Source organism: Mesorhizobium sp. A623 (genome assembly GCF_054489405.1).
On record NZ_JBTMXB010000001.1, the window covers coordinates 166469 to 187058 of the forward strand.

17 protein-coding genes are annotated in these 20590 nt (G+C 63.0%); 8 read left to right on the forward strand and 9 right to left on the reverse strand.

Annotation, left to right across the window (positions count from 1 at the left end; translation table 11 throughout):
* Positions 1-2: 2 nt before the first annotated feature.
* Together ACX3P1_RS00840 and ACX3P1_RS00845 are read right to left on the reverse strand one after the other, a co-directional pair.
* Positions 3-1928, reverse strand: a complete 1926-nt coding sequence (locus ACX3P1_RS00840) for a bifunctional 5-dehydro-2-deoxygluconokinase/5-dehydro-2-deoxyphosphogluconate aldolase (protein ID WP_459077628.1) — start codon at positions 1926-1928, stop codon at positions 3-5.
* A gap of 106 nt (positions 1929-2034) precedes the next feature.
* On the reverse strand, positions 2035-2829 hold the full coding sequence (locus ACX3P1_RS00845; protein ID WP_459077629.1) for a MurR/RpiR family transcriptional regulator: 795 nt from the start codon (positions 2827-2829) through the stop codon (positions 2035-2037).
* Between the two features lie 201 nt (positions 2830-3030).
* Between ACX3P1_RS00845 and ACX3P1_RS00850 the strand changes: the two genes are divergently transcribed.
* The 4 genes from ACX3P1_RS00850 (at position 3031) to ACX3P1_RS00865 (ending at position 9322) form a co-directional block, all read left to right on the forward strand.
* Positions 3031-4152, forward strand: coding sequence for a Gfo/Idh/MocA family protein (locus ACX3P1_RS00850; RefSeq protein ID WP_459077630.1), 1122 nt, complete (start codon positions 3031-3033; stop codon positions 4150-4152).
* 173 nt (positions 4153-4325) lie between these two features.
* Positions 4326-4928: a TetR family transcriptional regulator gene (locus ACX3P1_RS00855; protein ID WP_459077631.1), complete on the forward strand. Its 603-nt coding sequence runs from the start codon at positions 4326-4328 to the stop codon at positions 4926-4928.
* A gap of 50 nt (positions 4929-4978) precedes the next feature.
* Complete coding sequence (locus ACX3P1_RS00860; protein ID WP_459077632.1) at positions 4979-6142, forward strand: efflux RND transporter periplasmic adaptor subunit; 1164 nt, start codon at positions 4979-4981, stop codon at positions 6140-6142.
* A 36-nt stretch (positions 6143-6178) separates the two neighbouring features.
* A complete protein-coding gene (locus ACX3P1_RS00865; protein WP_459077633.1) occupies positions 6179-9322 on the forward strand; it encodes an efflux RND transporter permease subunit in 3144 nt (1047 codons plus the stop codon).
* A gap of 57 nt (positions 9323-9379) precedes the next feature.
* Here ACX3P1_RS00865 and ACX3P1_RS00870 read toward each other — a convergent pair whose 3' ends face one another.
* Complete coding sequence (locus ACX3P1_RS00870) at positions 9380-10942, reverse strand: trimethylamine methyltransferase family protein (protein ID WP_459077634.1); 1563 nt, start codon at positions 10940-10942, stop codon at positions 9380-9382.
* A 179-nt stretch (positions 10943-11121) separates the two neighbouring features.
* On the opposite strand from ACX3P1_RS00870, the gene ACX3P1_RS00875 reads away from it, so the two are divergent.
* The 4 genes from ACX3P1_RS00875 (at position 11122) to proX (ending at position 15370) form a co-directional block, all read left to right on the forward strand.
* Positions 11122-12018 carry a LysR substrate-binding domain-containing protein gene (locus tag ACX3P1_RS00875; RefSeq protein WP_459077635.1) on the forward strand — a complete coding sequence of 299 codons (897 nt, stop codon included), beginning with the start codon at positions 11122-11124 and terminating at the stop codon, positions 12016-12018.
* 214 nt (positions 12019-12232) lie between these two features.
* Positions 12233-13330 carry a quaternary amine ABC transporter ATP-binding protein gene (locus ACX3P1_RS00880; protein WP_459077636.1) on the forward strand — a complete coding sequence of 366 codons (1098 nt, stop codon included), beginning with the start codon at positions 12233-12235 and terminating at the stop codon, positions 13328-13330.
* A 2-nt stretch (positions 13331-13332) separates the two neighbouring features.
* Positions 13333-14286 (forward strand): ABC transporter permease, encoded by a 954-nt coding sequence (locus ACX3P1_RS00885; protein WP_459077637.1) that lies wholly within the window; start codon positions 13333-13335, stop codon positions 14284-14286.
* On the forward strand, positions 14213-15370 hold the full coding sequence (gene proX, locus ACX3P1_RS00890) for a glycine betaine/L-proline ABC transporter substrate-binding protein ProX (RefSeq protein WP_459077638.1): 1158 nt from the start codon (positions 14213-14215) through the stop codon (positions 15368-15370). The genes ACX3P1_RS00885 and proX overlap by 74 nt, the downstream gene beginning before the upstream one ends.
* A gap of 162 nt (positions 15371-15532) precedes the next feature.
* Here the strand turns inward: proX and pqqE are convergent, their stop codons facing one another.
* From pqqE to ACX3P1_RS00920, 6 genes are all read right to left on the reverse strand, one after another.
* Positions 15533-16654: a pyrroloquinoline quinone biosynthesis protein PqqE gene (pqqE, locus tag ACX3P1_RS00895; protein WP_459077639.1), complete on the reverse strand. Its 1122-nt coding sequence runs from the start codon at positions 16652-16654 to the stop codon at positions 15533-15535.
* A complete protein-coding gene (gene pqqD / locus ACX3P1_RS00900; protein WP_459077640.1) occupies positions 16651-16947 on the reverse strand; it encodes a pyrroloquinoline quinone biosynthesis peptide chaperone PqqD in 297 nt (98 codons plus the stop codon). Before pqqD ends, pqqE begins: the two co-directional genes overlap by 4 nt.
* Positions 16944-17702 (reverse strand): pyrroloquinoline-quinone synthase PqqC, encoded by a 759-nt coding sequence (gene pqqC, locus ACX3P1_RS00905; RefSeq protein ID WP_459077641.1) that lies wholly within the window; start codon positions 17700-17702, stop codon positions 16944-16946. The genes pqqD and pqqC overlap by 4 nt, the downstream gene beginning before the upstream one ends.
* Positions 17699-18637 carry a pyrroloquinoline quinone biosynthesis protein PqqB gene (gene pqqB / locus ACX3P1_RS00910; protein WP_459077642.1) on the reverse strand — a complete coding sequence of 313 codons (939 nt, stop codon included), beginning with the start codon at positions 18635-18637 and terminating at the stop codon, positions 17699-17701. The genes pqqC and pqqB overlap by 4 nt, the downstream gene beginning before the upstream one ends.
* Before the next feature lie 469 nt (positions 18638-19106).
* Complete coding sequence (locus ACX3P1_RS00915; protein ID WP_459077643.1) at positions 19107-19676, reverse strand: PQQ-dependent catabolism-associated CXXCW motif protein; 570 nt, start codon at positions 19674-19676, stop codon at positions 19107-19109.
* A 26-nt stretch (positions 19677-19702) separates the two neighbouring features.
* Positions 19703-20590, reverse strand: coding sequence for a quinoprotein dehydrogenase-associated putative ABC transporter substrate-binding protein (locus tag ACX3P1_RS00920; protein WP_459077644.1), 888 nt, complete (start codon positions 20588-20590; stop codon positions 19703-19705).

Consider the following 20590-nt stretch of genomic DNA (forward strand, 5'->3'; position numbering starts at 1 on the left):
TTTTATGCCGCCCTACGCCCGCGCACGGCAAGCCACGCTTCGGTGAGTTTCCTGAATCGCCCCGCCATGTCGGCGACGGCCTCGTCGTCCGACATTTTCCCGGCCAGCCATTGCTCGGCGGCGTGGATGAAGATGGTGCGCCCGACCGCAAAGCCCTTGACGATGGGGGCCTCGGCGGTGGCAGTGAAAGCCGCCTCCAGTTCGGCCTGCGGAGCCTCCAGTCCAAGCAGAACGACGCCACGGCACCACGGATCGTTGTCGCTCACAACCGCCTCGATCGCCTGCCACGCGGCGGCTGATGCCTGCGGCTCCAGCTTCCACCAGTCGGGCTTGATGCCCAGCGCATACAGTTCCTGCAACGCCCGCGCGATGGTGTCTTGCGCAACCGCGCCATTCTTGGAGGCGATGATCTCGACCAGCAGTTCGCGCCCTACCTTGCGCGAAGCCTCGAACAGCGTGCGCAGCTTCTGCTGCTGCTCGGTTTTCAGTTCCGCCGGGTCGTCCGGGTGATAGAAGCACAGGCACTTGATGCAATGCCCAACTGGCCAATCGACGAGTTGCGAGCCGATGTCCTGGCTGAACTCGAAGCGAAGCGGGCGCGACCCCGGCAGTTCGACCGGCCGGCCGAGCCATGCAAAGGGATGCCGGGCATATTCGAACATCGCCTCGCGTCCGTATTTCTCGTCGATCAGCATACCGTAGCCGCCGCGGCCGGCGGCCACGTTAGAAGCCGCTTTCACCGCCAGCACCTTGAACTTGTTGATGCGGGAAAAGTCCGCACCGGCCTTTTCGGCCACGGCCTCCAACTGGCTGCGATGGTCGCAGGCCAGCGCCATCAGCGATGGGATTTCGGCGCGTCTGGTCGTCGCCCAATGGATGTGGTTGATGGCTTCGTCCTTGCGCAGCGCGTGCTGCGTGCTGCCATTCTCGAGGAAGAACTGCAATTCCTCGAAGGTCGGGTATTCCGGCGCGCACAACAAGCGTGAAACGGCAAAGGCCCCGCAGGCGTTGGCCCAGGTCGCCGCGACCTCCAGGCTTTCGCCGCCCAGCCAGCCGCGCAGCAGGCCGGACATGAAGGCATCGCCGGCGCCCAGCACGTTATAGACCTCTATTGCGAAGCCCTTGCCGACAATCCCGTGTTCGAGGTCGTCGGGTATCGGGCCGTCGTAAACGATGCAGCCCATGGCGCCGCGCTTGAGCACGATGGTGGCCGCCGACAGCGCCCGGATCGTCTTCAGCGCCGAAAGCAGGTCGCCTTCGCCCGATGCGATCAGCACCTCCTCTTCGGTGCCGACGATGAGATCGCAATCCGGCAGGACCGACTGCATCACCGCCGAAACCCTGTCGGACTTGACGTAGCGGCCAAAGCCCTCGGCGTGGCCGGCAAGCCCCCACAGATTGGGCCGGTAGTCGATGTCGAAGACGACCTTGCCGCCTTTGGCCTTCATGACGGCAATGGCCTTGCGCTGGGCGGCCGCACTGTTGTCGCGCGAGAAATGCGTGCCCGTGACGACGACGGCGCGGGCGGTCGCGACGAAATTTTCGTCGACATCTTCCGGCGCGAGCGCCATGTCGGCGCAATCCGAGCGATAGAAGATCATCGGCGAAACGCCCTCGTCTTCCACCGACAGCAGGACCAGCGCCGTCAGCCGTTCGGGATCGGTCTTCAGCGCCGCAACCGACACGCCCTCGCGTACGAGTTGTTCGCGGATGAACCGCCCCATCTGCTCGTCACCGACGCGCGTAAGCAAGGCCGAGCGCAATCCCAGCCGCGCGGTGCCGACGGCGATATTGGCCGGGCAGCCGCCAACCGACTTGGCAAAGGAAGCGATGTCCTCCAGCCGCGAACCGATCTGCTGGCCGTAAAGATCGACGGAGGCTCGGCCGATGGTAATTACATCCAGCAGGCGGGAATGATCGGCAGACATGGCGTTCTCCATTTCGCCCCATGTCGACGCCGCCGCGTCCGAGGGTACTCACAGAAACAGATATGAAATCCAAATTCCATAAATAGTCAATATGGAATGAAAATTCTTATCCTTTGTCCGCAGCTTGCGATGCCCGGGCTTCCGCAACCCGGACGGCCAGCGTCGCTGCCAGCGCCATGCTGGCGGCCAGCGTGCGAAAGCCGGCATAATCGGCCTCGACGACTTCGAAGCAGGTCTTGGAGAACTCGGTCAGCGGAGAAAAGGCGCTATCGGTTATGCTGATGACCGGGACCGATCGCTGGGAGAGTCCGCGCGCATGGCTGATCGTCTCCGAGGCATAGGGTGAAAAGCTTATCGCTATGGCGGCATCCCTTGGCGAAGCGAAGGAAACGGTTTCGACGTCCAGTCCGGAGGACGAGTCGATGAGGCAATTCTTGACCTTCAGCTTGCCGAAAATATACGCGAGATAACTGGCGATGGGGAAAGAGCGCCGCTTGGCCACGATGTAGATCGTGTCCGCCGCCTGAAGAGTGGCGACCGCTGCTTCAAACTCCGGGCGATCGAACGAGTCGGCCAGGCTGTTCACGGATCGCACCGAGGCCGCCATGAAGCCTTCCAGCACGTTGGTGCTTTCTGTATCGACCCCCTCGACCCGTAGCGATTGCAGGCGGTCCTCGTAGGATGCATTCCGATCCAGAAGCCGCCCGCGAAAGACGACCTGCATGCTGGTAAAGCCGTCATAGCCGAAGTGCTGGGCGAACCGGATGAGGGTTGAAGGCTGGACGCCAGCCGCCGTGGCGATGCTTGCCGCGGTTCCAAAAGCGATCTCGTCGGGGTTGTCGAGGGAATAGGCGGCGATCTGCGCTATTCTCTTCGGGAGGGACTTTCGACCATCGAGCATGACCTGTCTCAATGTGGCGAAATCCGTTGGGGCTGGTTGTTGCGGGGGCCGGGCGGTCGCTTTCAACGGGCTTTCCTTATTGCGGCACCATTATTCCAGCAAGCTCTAGCACGGAATAAATGGTATGGATATTCTCCGCGCTCCTACTGCGATAACGGGAGTCGCAAGCCGGCCGGCCAGCTCGAAGCGAAGGAATGAACAATGAGTGGCAATGGCGTTGGCGTTGGGTTGATCGGCACCGGGTTCATGGGCAAATGCCATGCACTGGCGTGGAATGCCGTCAGCACCGTCTTTCCAGAAACGTCCAGGCCCAGGCTCGTTCACCTTGGCGAAGTCAGTGAGGATCTCGCCAGGCGCCGGGCAACCGAATTCGGCTTCGCCAAGGGCTCCGGCGATTGGCGCGCCGTCGTCAACGACCCCGATGTCGATGTCGTTTCGTTGACGACGCCGAACCAGTTTCATCCCGAGATGGCCATCGCGGTCCTTCAAGCCGGCAAGCATCTGTGGTGCGAGAAGCCGATGGCGCCGAGCTTCGCCGAGGCGCAGATGATGGCGCTTGCGGCGCAAAAATCAGGCAAGGCCGCCATGCTCGGCTATAATTACATTCAAGGCCCCATGATCCGCCATATCGGCCGGCTGCTCGACGAGCAGGCGATCGGCGACGTCAATCATCTGCGCGTCGAGATGGACGAGGATTTCATGGCCGATCCGGAGGCCCTGTTTTTCTGGAAGCATGAAAAGACGTCCGGCTATGGCGCGCTCGACGATTTCGCGGTCCACCCGCTGTCCCTCATCCAGGTTCTTTTCGGGCGCGTAGCCCGCGTGATGTGCGACATGGCGAAACCCTATGCCACCCGCAAAACGCCTGAAGGCGAGCAGCGTGCGGTGGAGACATGGGACATCGCCACCATCCTGATGCATCTGGAGAACGGCGTTTCCGGCACGCTTCAGGTCAACCGTTCGGCCTGGGGCCGCAAGGGCCGCATCGCCATCCAGATCTTTGGCTCGAAGGGCTCGATCCTGTTCGACCAGGAGCGCGTCAACGAACTCCAGCTCTATGTCACCTCCGACCGGGCGACCGAACAGGGCTACCGGACCATCCTGGCCGGTCCCCAGCATGAGCCTTATGGCGCATTCGTTCCAGCACCGGGCCACGGCCTGGGGTTCAACGACCTGAAAATCATCGAATGTCAGGAAGTGCTCAACAGGCTGGCCGGCAAACCGGCGCGCGTCATCGGCTTCGACGAGGGGCTGGAGATCGAGCGCACCGTGCACGCCATGGCGCGCTCGTTCGAGGAAAGCCGGTGGGTCGCGGTGCGGTAATATTGCACCTGCCGGCCGCTTGGCGAACTTCATCGAAGGGCGTGCCCTGCCGGCCATAATTGTCAGGAGAGGTGGCGTAAACGGATTTTACGTTCCGTCCTGCCCTTGACGAATGGCTCTGTACGAATTACGTGTGACGAAAGTTGAAATTCGTCACACGTAATAGAATGGCCATGAACGAGACGACCGAAGAACTGGACTCCTCGCGGCAGGACAATGTCGAGCGCATTCTGGAATGCGCCGAGCGGCTGTTTAGGCACTACGGCTACGGCAAGACCACCGTTTCCGACATTGCCCGCGACCTCGGCATGTCGCCGGCCAACGTCTATCGTTTCTTCGCCTCGAAGGAACAGATCCACCAGGCCATCTGCGGGCGCATGCTCGCGGCAAGCCTGCATATGGCCATCGGCATTTCAAAACTGCCGCTCCCCGCTTCCGAACGCCTGCGCCGCTGCATCCTCGATCATCACCGCCTAACGATGGAAACGATGCTCGACGAGCAGAAAGTCCATGAAATGGTCATCGTGGCCATCGAGCGCGACTGGCATGTGATCGAGAAACATGTCGACCGCCTGCACCAGATCTATGCCGGCCTTATCCGCGAAGGGATCGAGACCGGAGAGTTTCGCCAGCAGGACCCCGAAAGCGCCGCCCGATGCTTCGGCGCCTCGACGGTTACACTTTGCCACCCGCAGATGGTGGCGCAATGCCTTGCGAAGGAAAATCGCGCGGCGCCGGAAGAACTGGTCGATTTCGCGATCAGGGCATTGAAGTAGGCGCGGCTTAGGCCCGTCATCCGATCAGAAACATTTCAGGAGCGCGAACGATGCATTCGTTCAAGACCTTCGATGGCTTTGCACGCCTTTTTGCCAGTCTGGGAATGCTTGGCATCGTGGCTGTGTCCGTTTCGGCCTGCACCGAGGCCAAGACCGAACCCGCAGCCATCGTCCGGCCGGTCAAGGTCGTGGAGATCGCCAGGACGGACGGCACCAGGGAACTTGACTATTCCGGCGCGGTAAAGGCCCGCACCGAGATGAACCTCGGCTTCCGCGTTGCCGGCAAGATCGTCGAGCGTCGTGTCGATATCGGCGACAGGGTGAACCCCGGCGATGTTCTCGCCCGCATCGATCCCACCGACTACGCGCTGGCGGTCCAGACCGCCGAGGCCAATCTCGCGGCCGCCGACAAGCAGGTCGAAACCAGCGGCCTTGTCCAGAAGCGCGCGCAACAGCTTTTTGACAAGAAAATTTCCTCGCAGGCCGAGCTTGACCAGGCGACGCTCGGCTACCGGCAGGCTGTTGCGACACGGGATGCGGCGGCTTCCGCGCTTCAGCAGGCCCGGAACCAGGTCGGCTATACCGAACTGAAGACCGACCGGAGCGGGATCGTGACGGGGCTGAGCGCCGACAGCGGCCAGGTCGTCGGCATCGGCGCACCGGTCGTTGCCGTTGCCGTCGACGGCGAGAAGGAAATCCAGATCGCTGTCCCGGAAACCGACATTTCGCATTTCAGGCCGGGCCAGGCCGTCAGGGTCGGCTTCTGGACAGACGACAAGCTGCGGCTAGTCGGCAAGGTGCGCGAAGTCGCTGGTAGCGCCGACCCGCAATCGCGCACGTTCTCTGTCCGCATCAGCCTGCCCGACGACCCGCGCGTTCTTCTCGGCATGACCGCGACGGTCGAAGCCACGGTCGCGACCGTGCATCGCCAGGCGGCGGTCCCGCTGGAAGCGTTGGCTCAGAAGAATGGCAAGCCGATCGTCTGGGTGGTGAATCAGGACACCTCGACCGTTCATGCCCGTTCCGTCGCGGTCGCCGATTTCGCGCCGGACGGCGTGCGGGTCACGCAAGGCCTGCAACCGGGCGATCTCGTGGTCGCCGCCGGCACGCAGTTCATGACGGAAGATCTGAAGGTAAAAATGTCGGGCGACAGGCAGGAGCCGGCCGAAGACGGGCGCGATGCTTCCGTTGCGATTACCGGCGCCATTCGCTGAACCTATCCTGCGGCCAACCAAGAAGAAGAGGCGGCCATGACGACCTCCGCTGACAAGAAATCGTTCAACCTTTCGCGCTGGGCGATCGGTCATCCCAGTATTGCCCGCTTCCTGGTCGGGCTGATCATCGTTGCCGGCGTGCTCGGCCTGATGCGCATGGGGCAGCGCGAGGATCCCGAATTCACCTTCCGCGTCATGGTCGTGCAGGCTGTCTGGCCCGGCGCATCCTTGCAGGACATGGAAGACCAGGTCGTCAACAAGATCGAGCGCAAGCTTCAGGAAACGCCGCACCTCGATTTCGTGAAGTCGTATTCGCGGCCCGGCAGCGCCACCATCATGGTGCAGATCAAGGGCGACACCGACGCGGCGGAGGTGGCGGATGCCTTCTACCAGGTGCGCAAAAAGGTCGGCGACATCGAAGGCGACCTGCCACAGGGCCTGCTCGGCCCCTTTTTCAACGACGAGTTCGGCGATACCTTCGTCACGCTGCATTCGATCAGCGGCGACGGTTTCACCTATCCGGAACTCAAGGCGTTCGCCATCCAGGCGCGCGACATGCTTTTGACGACGCCGGGCGTCGAAAAGGCCGTCATCATCGGCGATCAGCCGCAAGTCATCTACATCGACGTCTCCTCCAAGGCGCTCGCCGAACGTGGGTTGACGCTTCCCGACCTGCAAAACGCCATCAACGGCCAGAATACCGTCGATCCGGCGGGCGTGGTCGATACTGGCACGCGCTCGGTGCGCATTTCCGTCGAGGGCGACGTGAAGCGGGCGGAAGACATCAGGGAATTGCGCCTGCGCACCGGCAACCAGGTCACCCGGTTAGGCGACATCGCCACGGTGACCTCGGGTCTCCAGGACCCGGCCCAGCGCAAATACCGCTTCGACGGCCGTGACAGCGTGCAGATCGGCGTAGTGATGGCGGACGGCTTCAAAGTCACCGACGTGGGTGCCGCCATCGAGGATACCTACAAGCGTTTCGAGGCTTCGCTGCCCTATGGCGTCTCGGTCGACCAGATCGCCAACCAGCCGCATGTGGTGGCGGACGCCATCGGCGAGTTCATGCGGGCGCTCGGCGAGGCGCTGGTCATCGTGCTGATGGTGTCGTTCCTGTCGATCGGCTGGCGGTCGGGGCTGGTCATCGCCATCGCCATACCGCTGGTGCTCTCCGCCACTTTCGCCATCATGTACGAGCTTGGCATCGACCTGCAGCGCATTTCGCTGGGCGCCCTCATCATCGCGCTCGGCCTGCTGGTCGACGACGCGATGATCGTCGTGGAACTGATGGAGCGCAAGCTGGAGGAAGGGCTGGAAAAGCTCGATGCGGCGGGCTTTGCCTATAGTTCCACCGCCTTCCCGATGCTGACCGGCACGCTGATCACCGTCGCCGGCTTCATCCCGGTCGGCTTCGCCGCCTCCGCCGCCGGCGAATATGTCCGCTCGCTGTTCTACGTCGTGGGTATTGCTCTGATCGTCTCCTGGTTCGTGGCGGTCTATTTCACACCGTGGTTCGGCTATATGATCCTGAAGCAGCGCCGGCATGCGGGGCAGCATCACGATGTGTTCGACACGCGCTTCTATCGCCGCCTCAGGGCAAGCATCGGCTGGGCTGTGCGCCACCGGCTGATCGTGCTCACACTGACAGTGGCGACCTTCGCCACCAGCCTGTGGTCGTTCCAGTTCATCCCGCAGAATTTCTTCCCGCAGTCCGAGCGTCCCGAGATCCTCGTCGATCTGTGGTTGCCGGAAGGCACCTCGATCAAGGAGGTCGAGGTGCAGGCCAAGGCGCTCGAAGTCAAGATGATGGACGACCCCGACAAGAAGTTCATCGCCACCTATATCGGCGAGGGCGCGCCGCGTTTCTTCCTGCCGCTCGACCAGCAGCTCGCCAATCCGAATTTCGCCCAGCTTCTGGTGATGGCCAATGACGAGCCGGCGCGCGAACGCCTGATCGTCAAGCTGCGGTCGGTGCTCGCACAGGACTTCCCGTCCATCCGCGCCAAGGTCGACCGCCTGTTCCTCGGCCCGCCGACCGGTTGGCCGGTGCAGATGCGGGTCATTGGACCGGACCGGCAGGAGGTGCGCCGCATTGCCGATCAGGTAAAGGCGCGGTTTTCGGCCGAGCCGCTGCTTGATGCGGTGCATGACGACTGGCTGGAGCCGGTGCCGGCCATGAAACTGGTGATCGACCAGGATCGCGCCCGCGCGCTCGGCGTCACCTCGCAGCGCGTGCGCCAGATGCTGCAGACCGCCATGTCCGGCGCCCCGCTCGGCACGTTCCGCGACGGCGAGGAAACCGTTTCGATCGTTGCCCGTGAGCCGGCCGCGAGCCGTTCGCTGCTATCGGCCGTCGCATCGGTCTATGTGCCCACGGATTTCGGCGGCTTCGTGCCGGTCTCGCAGATCGCCAAGGTCGTGCCCGTCATGCAGCAAAGTATCGAATGGCGGCGCGACCGGCTGCCTACCATCTCCGTGCGCGCGACGCTGCCGGACGGGGTGCAGGCCAACGACGTCGTTACCAAGCTTTTCGACGGCATGAAGGATCTGCGCGCGAGCCTGCCGGCCGGCTATAAGGTCGAGGTTCAGGGCGGCGCCGAGGATTCAGCCGAAAGCCAGGCTTCCATCGCCGCCAAGGCGCCGATCATGCTGGTCGTCATCGTCCTGCTTCTGATGGTGCAGCTTCAGCATTTCGGCAAGGCGATGCTGGTGCTGGCGACCGGGCCGCTGGGCATCATCGGCGCTGCCGCCGCGCTGCTCATCAGCGGCGCGCCATTCGGCTTCGTCGCCATCCTCGGCGTCATCGCGCTGCTCGGCATCATCATGCGCAATTCGATCATTCTCGTCGACCAGATCGACCAGAACATCGCGGCCGGCATGGTGCGGACCGAGGCGATCATCGGGGCCGCCGTCAGCCGCTTCCGGCCGATCACTCTGACGGCGCTGACGGCCGTTCTGGCGCTGATCCCGATCTCGCGCGGCGTGTTCTGGGGGCCGCTTGCCTACGCCATGATGGGCGGCATTCTGGTGGCCACGGTCCTGACCATTCTGGTCCTGCCCGCCGGATACGCGCTCTTCTTCGGCCGGGAGCCGAAGAACAAGATCGCCGCTGCGTCCAACCAGAATATGCAAAGCCCCGTCAACACCATCGATGACGGGCCAGCTTTGGCCGCTGAATAGCCTACGCTCGCTAGGCGGGCGCAGGCATGCCGTTAGATGTGGCGGAACGGCAAGGTCTCAATACCAGGCGTCCGCAGCGGCCGCCTTGCGGCGTGCCATGAAATCCTGAAGCGCTTCGTCGATGCCTTCGTCGAGCGGCGGCGCTTCATAGTCCGCCAGGGTCGCCTTCCAGCGCTTGTTGGCGCGAATGGCGGCATCTTGCGAGCCGTTTGCCTCCCACTTCTCGTAATTCTCGTTGTCGGCGATTTCCGAATCCCAGAAGGCCGTCTCGTAATTCGCCAGCGTGTGCTGCGAACCGAAGAAGTGGCTGCCCGGTCCGACCTCGCGGAAGGCATCCAGCGCAAGCTGGTTGTCGTCCACCTTGACGCCGTCGAGATAGGTGTGCAGCGCGCCGCAGAAATCGGCGTCCATGACGAACTTCTCGTAAGACATCGACAAAAGCCCGTCGAGGAAGCCGGCCGAATGCAGGATGAAATTCGCTCCGCAATGCACGGCCGCCAGCATCGACATGGTGCCTTCGTTCATCGCATGCGCGTCCGGCAGCTTGGAGGTGGTGAAATTGCCCGAGCAGCGCAGCGGCAGGTTCAGCCGGCGCGCCAACTGCCCGATCACCATCGAGCCGATGGCCGGTTCCGGCGTGCCGAAGGTCGGCGAACCGGAGCGCAGCGACATCGAGGATAGAAAGTTGCCGAAGATCACCGGCGCGCCCGGCCGCTCGAGCTGCGTCAGCGCGCAGCCGGCCATGGTTTCGGCCAGCGACTGCGCGATGGCGCCCGCATTCGTCACCGGTCCCATGGCACCGCCCAGAATGAAGGGAACGATCACCGCCGCCTGGTTGGAGCGGGCATAAGCGCGCAACGCCGTGGTCATGGTGGCGTCCCAGACCAGCGGCGAGTTGACGTTGACATTGCCGAGGATGACGCAGTTCTCGTCCGTGAATTTCTCGCCGAAGACGAGGCGCGCCATATCGATGGAATCCTCCGCGCGCTGCTCGGAAGTGACCGAGCCCATGAAACCGCGATCGGAATATTTGATGTGGCTGTAGACCATGTCGAGATGGCGCTTGTTGACCGGCACGTCCACCGGCTCGCAGATGGTGCCGCCGGAATGGTGCAGCCAGGGCGATGACTGCGCCAGCTTCACGAAGTTTCGGAAATCCTCGATGGTGCCGTAACGGCGGCCCTTGTCGATATCCATGACGAAGGGCGAACCATAGGCCGGCGAGAAGACAACGCTCTTGCCGCCGATCTCGACGGAACTGGACGGGTTGCGGGCGTGCTGGGTGAATTGGGCCGGGGCGGTCTTGAGTATATCACGCAGCATGCCGGGCTCGAACTTTACCAGGACGCCGTCAATCTTGGCGCCGGCGCGCTTCCAGTGGTTTAGCGCAACGGGATCGTCGCGGAACTCGATGCCGATCTCGGCCAGGATGCGGTCGGCCGTATCTTCGATGCGGACAAGGTTCTCCTCCGACATGATGTCGTAGGTCGGAATGCCGCGCACGATGTAGGGCCGGTGCAGCCCTGCCGTCGGATGCGAGCGCTGCTCGCGCCGGGCGCTGCGTCCCCCGCGCTCGCGGCGGCGCTCGCGCGGGCTTTCCATCTCGGCAGCTACAGTCATGGCAAAACCTTTCCTCGACGGGGCTTCAGTACGCATGTGCAGTCGTGCTTTGGCACAGCCGCGCCGCAAAAAGCCACTGTGCATCAGCATCCGTTATGCGATAACCGAGTCAAGGTCACTTTTTCGCATGTTACGCATAAGGCAGGCTCATGTCTGGATTCCGCCGCCGGCTCCCGTCCATGACTTCGCTGGTGGTCTTCGAGGCCGCCGCGCGGCATGCAAGCTTCACCAAGGGCGCGGTCGAGCTTGGCATCACGCAAGCCGCCGTCAGCCGCCAGGTGCAGGCGCTGGAAGAGGACCTGGGCTTTCCGTTGTTTCGCCGCCTGCACCGCTCGATCGAACTGACCGAGCGCGGCCGCGCCTTGTCGAAATCGATGTCCGAAGCTTTGGGCATCATCGCGCGGACGGTGCAGACCATCGCCAGCGACAAGAAGCCAGCCGAGCTGATTATCGCCGCCTCCGTCGCCTTCACCCATTTCTGGCTGCTGCCGAAGATTTCTGACTTCCGCCGCACCAATCCCGACGTCAAGCTCAGGATCGTGACGCAGGACGGCAACTTCAACCTGCTGCGGGAAGACATCGACGTGGCCATCCGCTATGGCGACGGCAAATGGCAGGACGGCAAGGTGATCGCGCTGTTCAATGACGATGTCTTTTCCGTATGCAGCCCGGAATACCTGGCAAAGCACGGCTCGCCGGACTGCGTGGCCGACCTCGCCAGCCATAGTCTTATCGTCAGCGACTCGCAGGATGCGACCTGGACCGGCTGGGAGCAATGGCTGCGCGCTTTCGGCTATGATGGCGAAGCGCGCAACGTCACCCTGAGCTGCAATTTCTATACGGACGCCATTCATGCAGCCATGCGGGGCGAGGGTATCGCGCTCGGCTGGAACCGGCTGGTGCACGACCTCATCGACCGCAACCAGCTCGTGCGCGTATCGGCTGAATCGCTGCGCACGCGCGAGGCTTATTTCGTCGTGCTGAAGCAGGATCATGCGGCGAAACCCCCGGTCGAGGCCTTTCTGCGCTGGATCCGGTCCGAAACCGTAGAGCCGACGCCGGTTGGTGTGGGCTAGAATCCGGTCCGTTTGCATTACCGTAGATCATGGGTCACATTCGCGACCGTGCACTTTACAAACAGGCTTCAAGCTTGAAATCATGCCATGCGACGGCGGTCATGCCTGTGGAGGGGCACCGTCGCGCGGGGAGGAGTTGCCATGACAGGCACATTCGGAATATTCGGCCCTTGCCCGCCGGCTTGGCCCGCGCGCTTTTCGTGGCCTTTTTCTGATGAATGATGCGTCCGAAAATAGCATCGCGGCAACTGCCGTCCAGCCCCGCCGAATCGAGGTGCGTGGTCTCAGCAAGGCGTTCGGCGCGAACCCCGCCGAGGCGCTGAGGCTGGCGCGTGACGGCGCCTCGAAAGCCCAGATATTGGAGCAGACCGGTGCGGTGCTTGCCATCAACGACGTCTCCTTCTCGGTCGATGCTGGCGAGATCTTCGTGGTGATGGGGCTTTCCGGCTCGGGCAAGTCCACACTGGTGCGCTGCCTGAACCGCTTGCAGCAGCCGACCTCGGGTGAGATCGCGATCAATGGCGAGGACATCCTTTCCGTCTCGGAGGAACGGCTGCGCGCGATACGGCTGGAAAAGATCACCATGGTCTTCCAGCATTTTGCGCTGTTGCCGCACCGAACGGTGGCCGAAAACGTCGAATACGGCCTCAAGATGCGCGGCATGGCCAAGCCCGAGCGCCGCGCCAAGGCAGTGAAGACACTGGACAGCGTCGGCCTCGGCAATTGGGCCGACCGCTACCCCGCCGATCTTTCCGGCGGAATGCAGCAGCGTGTCGGCCTTGCCCGCGCCTTGGCGCTCGATCCCGAGATCCTTCTCATGGACGAGCCCTTCAGCGCGCTCGATCCGCTGATCCGCCGCGACATGCAGGGTGAATTGATCGAACTTCAGCGCCGCTATCGCACCACCATCATCTTCATCACCCACGATCTGAACGAGGCGCTGACGCTTGGCCATCATGTGGCGGTGATGAAAGACGGCCGTTTCGCGCAGGTCGGCCGGCCGGCCGACATCGTGCTGAATCCCGCCGACGATTATGTAGCCGCCTTCACGCGCGACATAGACCGTGGCCGCGTGCTTCCGGTGCGCTCGGCGATCCGGCAGCAGACCGAGGCAGGCGCGCTCGACGCCATGCTCGCCAACGGGGCCGCAAAATTCGACGGCAGCCGGCGGCTGCACGAAGTGTTCGCGCTCGTCGGCGCTTCCGGGCCGATCGTCGTGATGGGTGGGGAAGGCAAGCCGGAAGGCGTGGTGTCGGCTGCGGACGTGGCCGCCGCGCTGGCCGGCACGCCAGCCGAGCAAGGGAGCAGATGAAGATGGCGTCGGATGTAGTGGCCCGCCTGCAGGCGGTTGCAGACCTTGCCCAGCCTTCGCATTACGGGAACCTGCCGCTCGACACCTGGATTCAGACGCTGGTTCGCGGTTGGCTGGTGCCGACGTTCAGGCCGATGTTTCGGGCCATGCAATGGCCGATCTCGCAGATACTGGACGGGTTGCAGGCGCTGCTTCTGGCCGTGCCGTTCATTGTTCTCGTGGTGCTGGCCGTGTTCGCCGCGTGGCGATGGGCAGGCCGCGGCGTGGCTATCTTTACGCTGGTTTCGCTGGTGCTGCTCGACTGGATCGGCCTCTGGCAGGAAACGATGATTACATTTGCCATGGTCGTCACGGCAGTCGTCTTCTGCGTTATCATCGGCATCCCTCTCGGTATTGCCGCCGCCCGCAGCGACCGTACGGCGGCGGTGATCCGTCCTGTGCTCGATGTGATGCAGACGATCCCATCGTTCGTCTATCTGGTGCCGATCGTCATGCTGTTCGGCATCGGCATGGTGCCGGCGGTGATCGCCACCATCATCTTTGCGCTGCCGCCGCTGGTGCGCCTGACCAATCTCGGCATCCGCCAGGTGCAGGAAGAACTCGTCGAAGCCGGCCGCGCCTTCGGTTCCACCCCGCGCCAGATCCTGTGGGAAATCCAGTTTCCACTAGCGATGCGCACCATCATGACGGGTGTCAACCAGACGCTGATGCTGGCGCTGTCCATGTCGGTGATCGGCGCATTGATCGGCGCCGGCGGTCTTGGCCTCACCGTCTATACCGGCCTCGGCCGGCTCGACGTCGGCTATGCAAGCATCGGCGGCCTCGGCATCGTCTTGATGGCGATCATCCTCGACCGGGTGACGCAGGCGCTGGGCGATGCCGATGCTGCGGCAAAACGGCGAAAGCCCGCTCGGCGCAAGCGCGGCGCGGCGGCAGGGAGCCTCTCAGGGGCATGAGTTCGGCAAAGGCTGCGCGCGGCGCAGCAAGAAGGAGGAGAACCTGAAAATGACTATGGGAAGATTTCTGACAGGCGCTGGTTTCGTACTGGCATCGCTTGTGCTGGGCGCGGCCCCCATCCAGGCGCAGTCTCTGCCCGGAGAGGGAAAGACCGTGAAAATGGGCCAGCCGACCTGGGATACCGAATGGTTCCAGGCGCAAATCTACAAGAAGGCGGTAGAGGCGCTGGGCTACAAAGTCGAAGGACCGACAGCACTTGATAATCCGCCCTTCTACCAAGCGGTCGCACAGGGCGACATGGACTTCTGGGCCAGCGGCTGGTTTCCGCTGCACAACACCTATCTCGAGGACCTCAAGGGCAAGGCCAGCACGGTGGGTTACGTCGCCAAGGGCGGCGCGTTGCAGGGCTATTTGATCGACAAGAAAACCGCCGACGCCCACAACATCAAGTATCTGGAGGACTTCAAGAAGCCCGAGATTGCCAAGTTGTTCGACGACAATGGCGACGGCAAGGCGGATCTGGTCGCGTGCCCGCCCGGCTGGGGCTGCGAACTGACGATCACTTACCAGATGAAGGCGTACGGGCTGGGCGACACCGTCCAGCCGATCCAGGCGGCTTATTCGGCCTCGATGGCCGATGCGATCAGCCGCTATGAGGAGGGCAAGCCGATCTTCTTCTACACCTGGACGCCGAACTGGACCGTCGGCCTGCTGAAGCCCGGCCAGGACGTGGTGTGGCTCCAGGTCAAGAAGCCGGACCTGCCCGCCGACCAGAAGGACATGGAAGCGCACACCTCGATCCCGGGCGTGACGGGCTGCGCCGACGATCCTTGTGAAATGGGCTGGCCGGCCAATGACATCCAGGTCGTGGCCAACGACAAGTTCCTTGAGGAGAACCCGGCGGCCAAGAAGCTGTTCGAGGAAATGAGCATCCCGCTGGAGGACATCTTCGCCCAGAATGCGCAGATGTATAAGGGCGAGAGCAAGCCCGCCGACCTCGATCGCCAGGCCGACGAATGGATCAAGGCACATCAGGAAAAGTTCGACGGCTGGATCGACGCCGCCAAGGCCGCCGCGAAGTAGCCGCGCCGCCGAACGATGCATACTTCCGGAACCGCCGTGCGGTTTCGGAAGCCGGATCAGAACCGCCGGGGAATTTGGCCTCGGCGGTTCTGATTTTCCCGTCGACCGTCCACCCTGTAGCTGGGTGACACCCGGCTACCGGCTACGCATTTCTATCCGGATTCAGACGGGCTCCGTCGCGGCGGTTATGCGCCGATAGACGAAGGGTTCGTTGGCCGCCGCCGCCTGGGCGTTGCGTTGCGCCTCATCGACAAGGGCCGCCATGCGGGCATGGATCGGCGATTTGATGCAGGCCGGGTCGGTCGCGGCGGCATCGCCGGCAATCGCCATCGCCTGGCATCGGCAGCCGCCGAAATCGATGTCGCGCCGCTCGCATGTCCGGCACGGTTCCTGCATCCAGTCGGTGCCGCGAAAGGCGTTGAACGCCGGCGAGTCCGTCCATATCTGCGCCAGCGGGCGGTCGCCGAAGCGCTCGAAATGCAGCGAGGGAATCGTATGCGCGGCGTGGCAGGGCAGCACGGTGCCGTTCGGCGCGACCATGAAGGCGTCGCGCGCCCAGCCGCCCATGCACGGCTTCGGGTACATGGCGAAATAGTCCGGCGTGACGAAATCGATGGTCATGATGCCGGCATATTTTTCACGCGCTGCCTCGACGAAATCGGCCTGCCGATAGACCGCGTCGCGGTCTGGCATCAACGCGTCGCGGTTCGTCAGCGCCCAGCCGGCATATTGCACATTGGCGATTTCGATCCGCTCCGCGTCCAGCGACAGGGCAAGCTCGATAAACTCCGGCACTTCCTCGATATTGTGACGGTGGATCGGCGCATTGATGGTGAGCGGCAGGCCGGCGGCGCGGGCGCGCCGTGCCGTCTCCAGCTTTTTCTCATGGCTGCCGCGCTGGTGGCTGATGAGCGCGGTGGTTTCCGGCCGCGCGCCCTGAAAGCTCAGTTGCAGATGATCGAGCCCCGCATCCGCAAAGGCTTCGATGCGGCCAGCGGCGATACCGACGCCGGCGGTGATGAGATTGGTGTAGACGCCGCGTGCCGAAAGCGTTGCGATCATCTGTTCGAGATCGCGGCGCAAGGTCGGCTCGCCGCCCGACAGATGCACTTGCAGCACGCCAAGGTCCGCCGCCTGCCCGAACAGGTCGAGCCAGCCTTGCGTGTCCATCTCGCGGTTGGCTTTCAAAAGCTCGACCGGGTTGGAGCAATAGGGACATTGCAGGGGACAACGATGGGTCAGTTCGGCCAGCATGCCGATCGGCGGGAGAAGGGGAGCGTTCATAGTGTCACCAGAAGCTTGTCGGACCATTCCTGCAGGAAGGCGGTGACGTCGTCCGATACGTCAGAGGCGTCGGCATTGTACTCCGTCGCGAGCGCGGCGATAATTTTTTCGACAGTCGCGTGCCCGTCGCAGTGGCGCAAAATATCGAGGCTGATATCGTTCGGCCAGAACACCTTTTCCGGCGACAGCACCGCAAAAGCCTGCCGCACCGGATCGTACTGGATGCGCACATGTTTTGGCAGCGCCGGCACGGACGCCAGCGAAATCAGCGCCCGTTCCCGCAGCGCGGTCACCGTACGTCTCCCGGCCGAAAAGCACCGGGCGGGATGTTCCCGCCCTCGCCATAGGCATGCTGGAGCGCGTCGAGCATCGCCCACAGGAGCGAGCATTTGAAGTCCAGCGCGTCGATTGCCTGCTGCTGGCGCTGCGGCGTGTCGGCATGCTCGAGCACATAGGCCAGCGCGAATTCGGAATCGCGCGCCGCCTGTTCGGGCCGCCGCGTGAAATAGGAAAGCGTGTCCTCGGTCACATAGTCGTATTTTTTGAGCATCGCCGGAACGCGCTCGTTGATGATGACCGGCGAGAACAACTCGGTCAGCGACGAGGCGACCGCCTCGAACAGCGTGCGGTTGGTGCAAAACGACAGATAGGCGCCGACGGCGAAGCGCGTGGCCGGCAAGGCCAGCCGCTCGCTTTTCACGTCCTCGGCGTCGAGGCCGAGCGAGGTCGCCAGATGCAACCAGCGTGCGATGCCGCCGCTCCAGCCGTCCTCGCCGTCATGGTCCTCGATCCGCTTGCGCCAGGCAGCGCGAAAGGCCGGGTCCTCGGCGCGGGCGAGGATCATCGCATCCTTGCGCGGGATGACAGCCTGGTAACAGTAGCGGTTGAGCGCCCATGCCTGAAGCTCGGTCTTCGACAGGTCGCCGCTGGTCATGCGGTGATGGTAGGGGTGGCGGTTGTGATAGCGCTCCGTGCCCACCTGATGCAGAACGTCCTGCAATTCGGCGCGCGACAGGCCGCCTTTGGCCGCATCATGGAAATCAGTCACAGTTCTATCTCCATGCCGTCATGGCCGACTTCCCACCCCGCCGCCTTGACGATGGCGTGTTCGGCTGAATTCGCGTCGAGCACCGGATTGGTGTTGTTGATGTGGACGAAGATGCGCCGGCCGATTTCGACGCCGGACAGCCCGGCAAGCGAGCCGGTGTCGCCCGTCATGGCGATATGCCCCATGCGCGCGCCGGTCTTGTGGCCGACGCCGGCGGTAATCATCTCGTCATCGGTGAAGACGGTGCCGTCGAACAGGACACAGGCGGCGTCGGTGAGGCGGTCCCGCAACGCGGCGTCGATGCGGGCGCAGGCGGGAATGTAGAACAGTGCTGCTTTGCCGTAATCGGGGCGGATGCGCACCCCGATCGTATCGCCGGCGTCGGAGCTGAAATCGGCCTCCGGATGGCTGGTGTCTTCCAGGAAGAGCGCGACTTTCCCGCTCACAGAAAAGCTTTCGATGGTCACGCCGGTTGGCGCGCCCTTCGCGTCACAGATCGCCAGTTCGCCGGCCTGCGGAAGCAGGCGCCGGGGTACGACTGAAGGGTCGAGCACGTTGAAGATGCTGTTGTCGCGCAAGGTCGCGAGAACTTGCCTCGTCGCATAGACAGCGAAAGGCTGGCGCTCACGCAGGCTGAGCAGGCCGGCGATGTGATCGACATCGGCATTGGTCAGCACCACGGCGCGGATCGGCGTCGAGCGCAGCGGCGCATTGGCGGCCGGTTGCAGTTCGGGCGTCTGCGCGATCTGCTGATTGATGTCAGGGGAGGCGTTGAACAGCACCCAGCCAAGACCGTCGCTCGACGCAGCGAGGCTCGATTGCGTACGCCGTTGCATGCCGGTCTGCTCCGCCCGTGCGCCCTTGCTCAGTCGGTAATTGCAATTCCATTGCGGAAAACCGCCACCTGCGGCGGATCCAATAATCTTAAAGCGCATGACAATGCCCGGCCCGCAAAAACCCCGGCCGAAAAGTCCCCGACCGAAACATCCCTGCCAGAAAAATCCCTGCCAGAAAAACCACTGAATGCCGGGACAGGTTGCAGGCGCAACAAGACAACTCCCGTGCGATGCACGTCAAAAGCCCGCTCACAAATTCGCCCGCAAGGTAGTGCGTGCCCCTGTCGCCAGAGGCACGCACCTGCGCGGCCTACTTCTTGGGAGTGATTTCAGCCGGCATATACCGCGAAATTTCAAAGCCAGCGGCAACCTGGCACATGGTCGGTTTCGTCCAGTTCTTCTTCATGGTCTTTCTCCTTCTACCAGCCTCAAGGCCGATTTCTGTTACGCGTCCATTGCCGGGCACTGACAGGCAACGGACGGTCCATCAAAAACTGAAAATGGACAAATGAATTGGCAGGTCCTTGAAATTCGAAAACGTCATTTGGAAAGCACTTTCGTCCGCATTTTAGTTTCGTTGCACATAGGGCGTGTTCTCCGCCAGCGGCAGGCCCGAACTTGCCCATCCATCCGCGCCGACTGGGTACCAGTGTACCGAGCGATACCCCAACGCGACGGCGCGCCTGGCCGCGTTCCACGACATCCAGCAATCGGTCATGCAGTAGAAGACGATCGGCCTGCTCTTGTCCGCGCCGGTAGTGGCTTCCAGGCCTTGCTGGAAATAGCTGCTCGCTTCCTGCGAGAGCGCGCCATAGCCGACATTGACCAGCCAGATGCTGCCCGGAATATCGTCCCTGACCTTGTCGCGCCAGATCGTGCCGGCCGGCAAATTGGCTGGCTTGGGCGCATGGGGCATGACATCGACGAACACCGCTTTCTTCCCTTGCCACAACGCTTGCGCCTGTTGGGTGGTAACGACTGTCGCACCGCGCAGCGTATCCGGTACCGGCGCCCGGTATTCGTCCATCCGGTAGTCGGCGGGCTCATCGACACCGCCGGCCCATACCGGTCCGCTCAAGCCCAGAAAACCCGCCGCAAGCAGCAAAATCGCTTCCTTTCCTGTTCCTGTCCGTTGCATTCCGGCCTCATCTTGTCCGGCCCCGTCTATTGGGTGATCGGTTTGTCTTGTTCGTCGATCAGCGGAACGTTGTAGTCGAGCAGGATCTTGTTGATCTCCTGCTGGTTCTCCCGGATCACCTTGTTGAGCGTCCGCTTCCATTCCTGGTCGGAGGGGCGCACGCCCATGGTGATGCGGTAGGCCATCCGGTTGGCGCCCTTTTCCTTCAGCAGCGGCACGATCGTCACGTCCTCGCCCATTGCCTTGGCGTAGTAGCCGGCCATTGGCCCCCACAGGACGGCGGCGGCGATCTTTTTTGCCGCCATGTCCTTGTACATGCGCTCGGCCATGGATTCGGTGCTGCGGGTATCGACCGCCAGCGGATAGATCTTGGCGGTCCGCAGCGTCTTGTTGATGGCCATGTTGGCGGTCGGCGGCGTCCGTTCGACAACGCCCACCGTCTTGCCCATGAGCTTCTGGTCTTCAAGGGTTTCCACCCCTTCCAGATCGCCGCCCTTCGGATAGACCAGCACATAGGCGGAGCGATAATAGGCGTTGGTGTTCTGCACCAACTCGTCGCCTTGCGCGTAACCCATGATGATGTCGCATCGATGGGCACCGAGCGTGTTTCGAACAAAGCCCATGATCGTCGGAAACCACGTATAGGCGACCGACTTGCGGCCGGTCTTGGCCGCGACCAGTTCGGCGAGCTTGTTTTCGAAACCCTCGCCGCTTTTATCCGTGAAAGGCATGTTGGACGGATCGGCGCAGACGCGCAGAATGTCCGTGTCGACCAGTTCGCCGGCTGCCCCAAGTCCCGCGCTCTGCGCCTGCGCGCCCGAGGGCAGCAGCGCAAGCGCTCCGGCAAAGGGCAGCACGATACGCCACATCTTCCACGTATCGAAACCGGCCATGGTCTTGCGGGCTGCGGTCAT

Bases quoted from the DNA above. Each gene is read 5' to 3' on its own strand.
- ACX3P1_RS00840 (WP_459077628.1), bottom strand. From the start codon at position 1,928: ATGTCTGCCGATCATTCCCGCCTGCTGGATGTAATTACCATCGGCCGA.
- ACX3P1_RS00845 (WP_459077629.1), bottom strand. From the start codon at position 2,829: ATGCTCGATGGTCGAAAGTCCCTCCCGAAGAGAATAGCGCAGATCGCC.
- ACX3P1_RS00850 (WP_459077630.1), top strand. From the start codon at position 3,031: ATGAGTGGCAATGGCGTTGGCGTTGGGTTGATCGGCACCGGGTTCATG.
- ACX3P1_RS00855 (WP_459077631.1), top strand. From the start codon at position 4,326: ATGAACGAGACGACCGAAGAACTGGACTCCTCGCGGCAGGACAATGTC.
- ACX3P1_RS00860 (WP_459077632.1), top strand. From the start codon at position 4,979: ATGCATTCGTTCAAGACCTTCGATGGCTTTGCACGCCTTTTTGCCAGT.
- ACX3P1_RS00865 (WP_459077633.1), top strand. From the start codon at position 6,179: ATGACGACCTCCGCTGACAAGAAATCGTTCAACCTTTCGCGCTGGGCG.
- ACX3P1_RS00870 (WP_459077634.1), bottom strand. From the start codon at position 10,942: ATGACTGTAGCTGCCGAGATGGAAAGCCCGCGCGAGCGCCGCCGCGAG.
- ACX3P1_RS00875 (WP_459077635.1), top strand. From the start codon at position 11,122: ATGACTTCGCTGGTGGTCTTCGAGGCCGCCGCGCGGCATGCAAGCTTC.
- ACX3P1_RS00880 (WP_459077636.1), top strand. From the start codon at position 12,233: ATGAATGATGCGTCCGAAAATAGCATCGCGGCAACTGCCGTCCAGCCC.
- ACX3P1_RS00885 (WP_459077637.1), top strand. From the start codon at position 13,333: ATGGCGTCGGATGTAGTGGCCCGCCTGCAGGCGGTTGCAGACCTTGCC.
- proX (WP_459077638.1), top strand. From the start codon at position 14,213: ATGCTGCGGCAAAACGGCGAAAGCCCGCTCGGCGCAAGCGCGGCGCGG.
- pqqE (WP_459077639.1), bottom strand. From the start codon at position 16,654: ATGAACGCTCCCCTTCTCCCGCCGATCGGCATGCTGGCCGAACTGACC.
- pqqB (WP_459077642.1), bottom strand. From the start codon at position 18,637: ATGCGCTTTAAGATTATTGGATCCGCCGCAGGTGGCGGTTTTCCGCAA.
- ACX3P1_RS00915 (WP_459077643.1), bottom strand. From the start codon at position 19,676: ATGCAACGGACAGGAACAGGAAAGGAAGCGATTTTGCTGCTTGCGGCG.
- ACX3P1_RS00920 (WP_459077644.1), bottom strand. From the start codon at position 20,590: ATGACCGCAGCCCGCAAGACCATGGCCGGTTTCGATACGTGGAAGATG.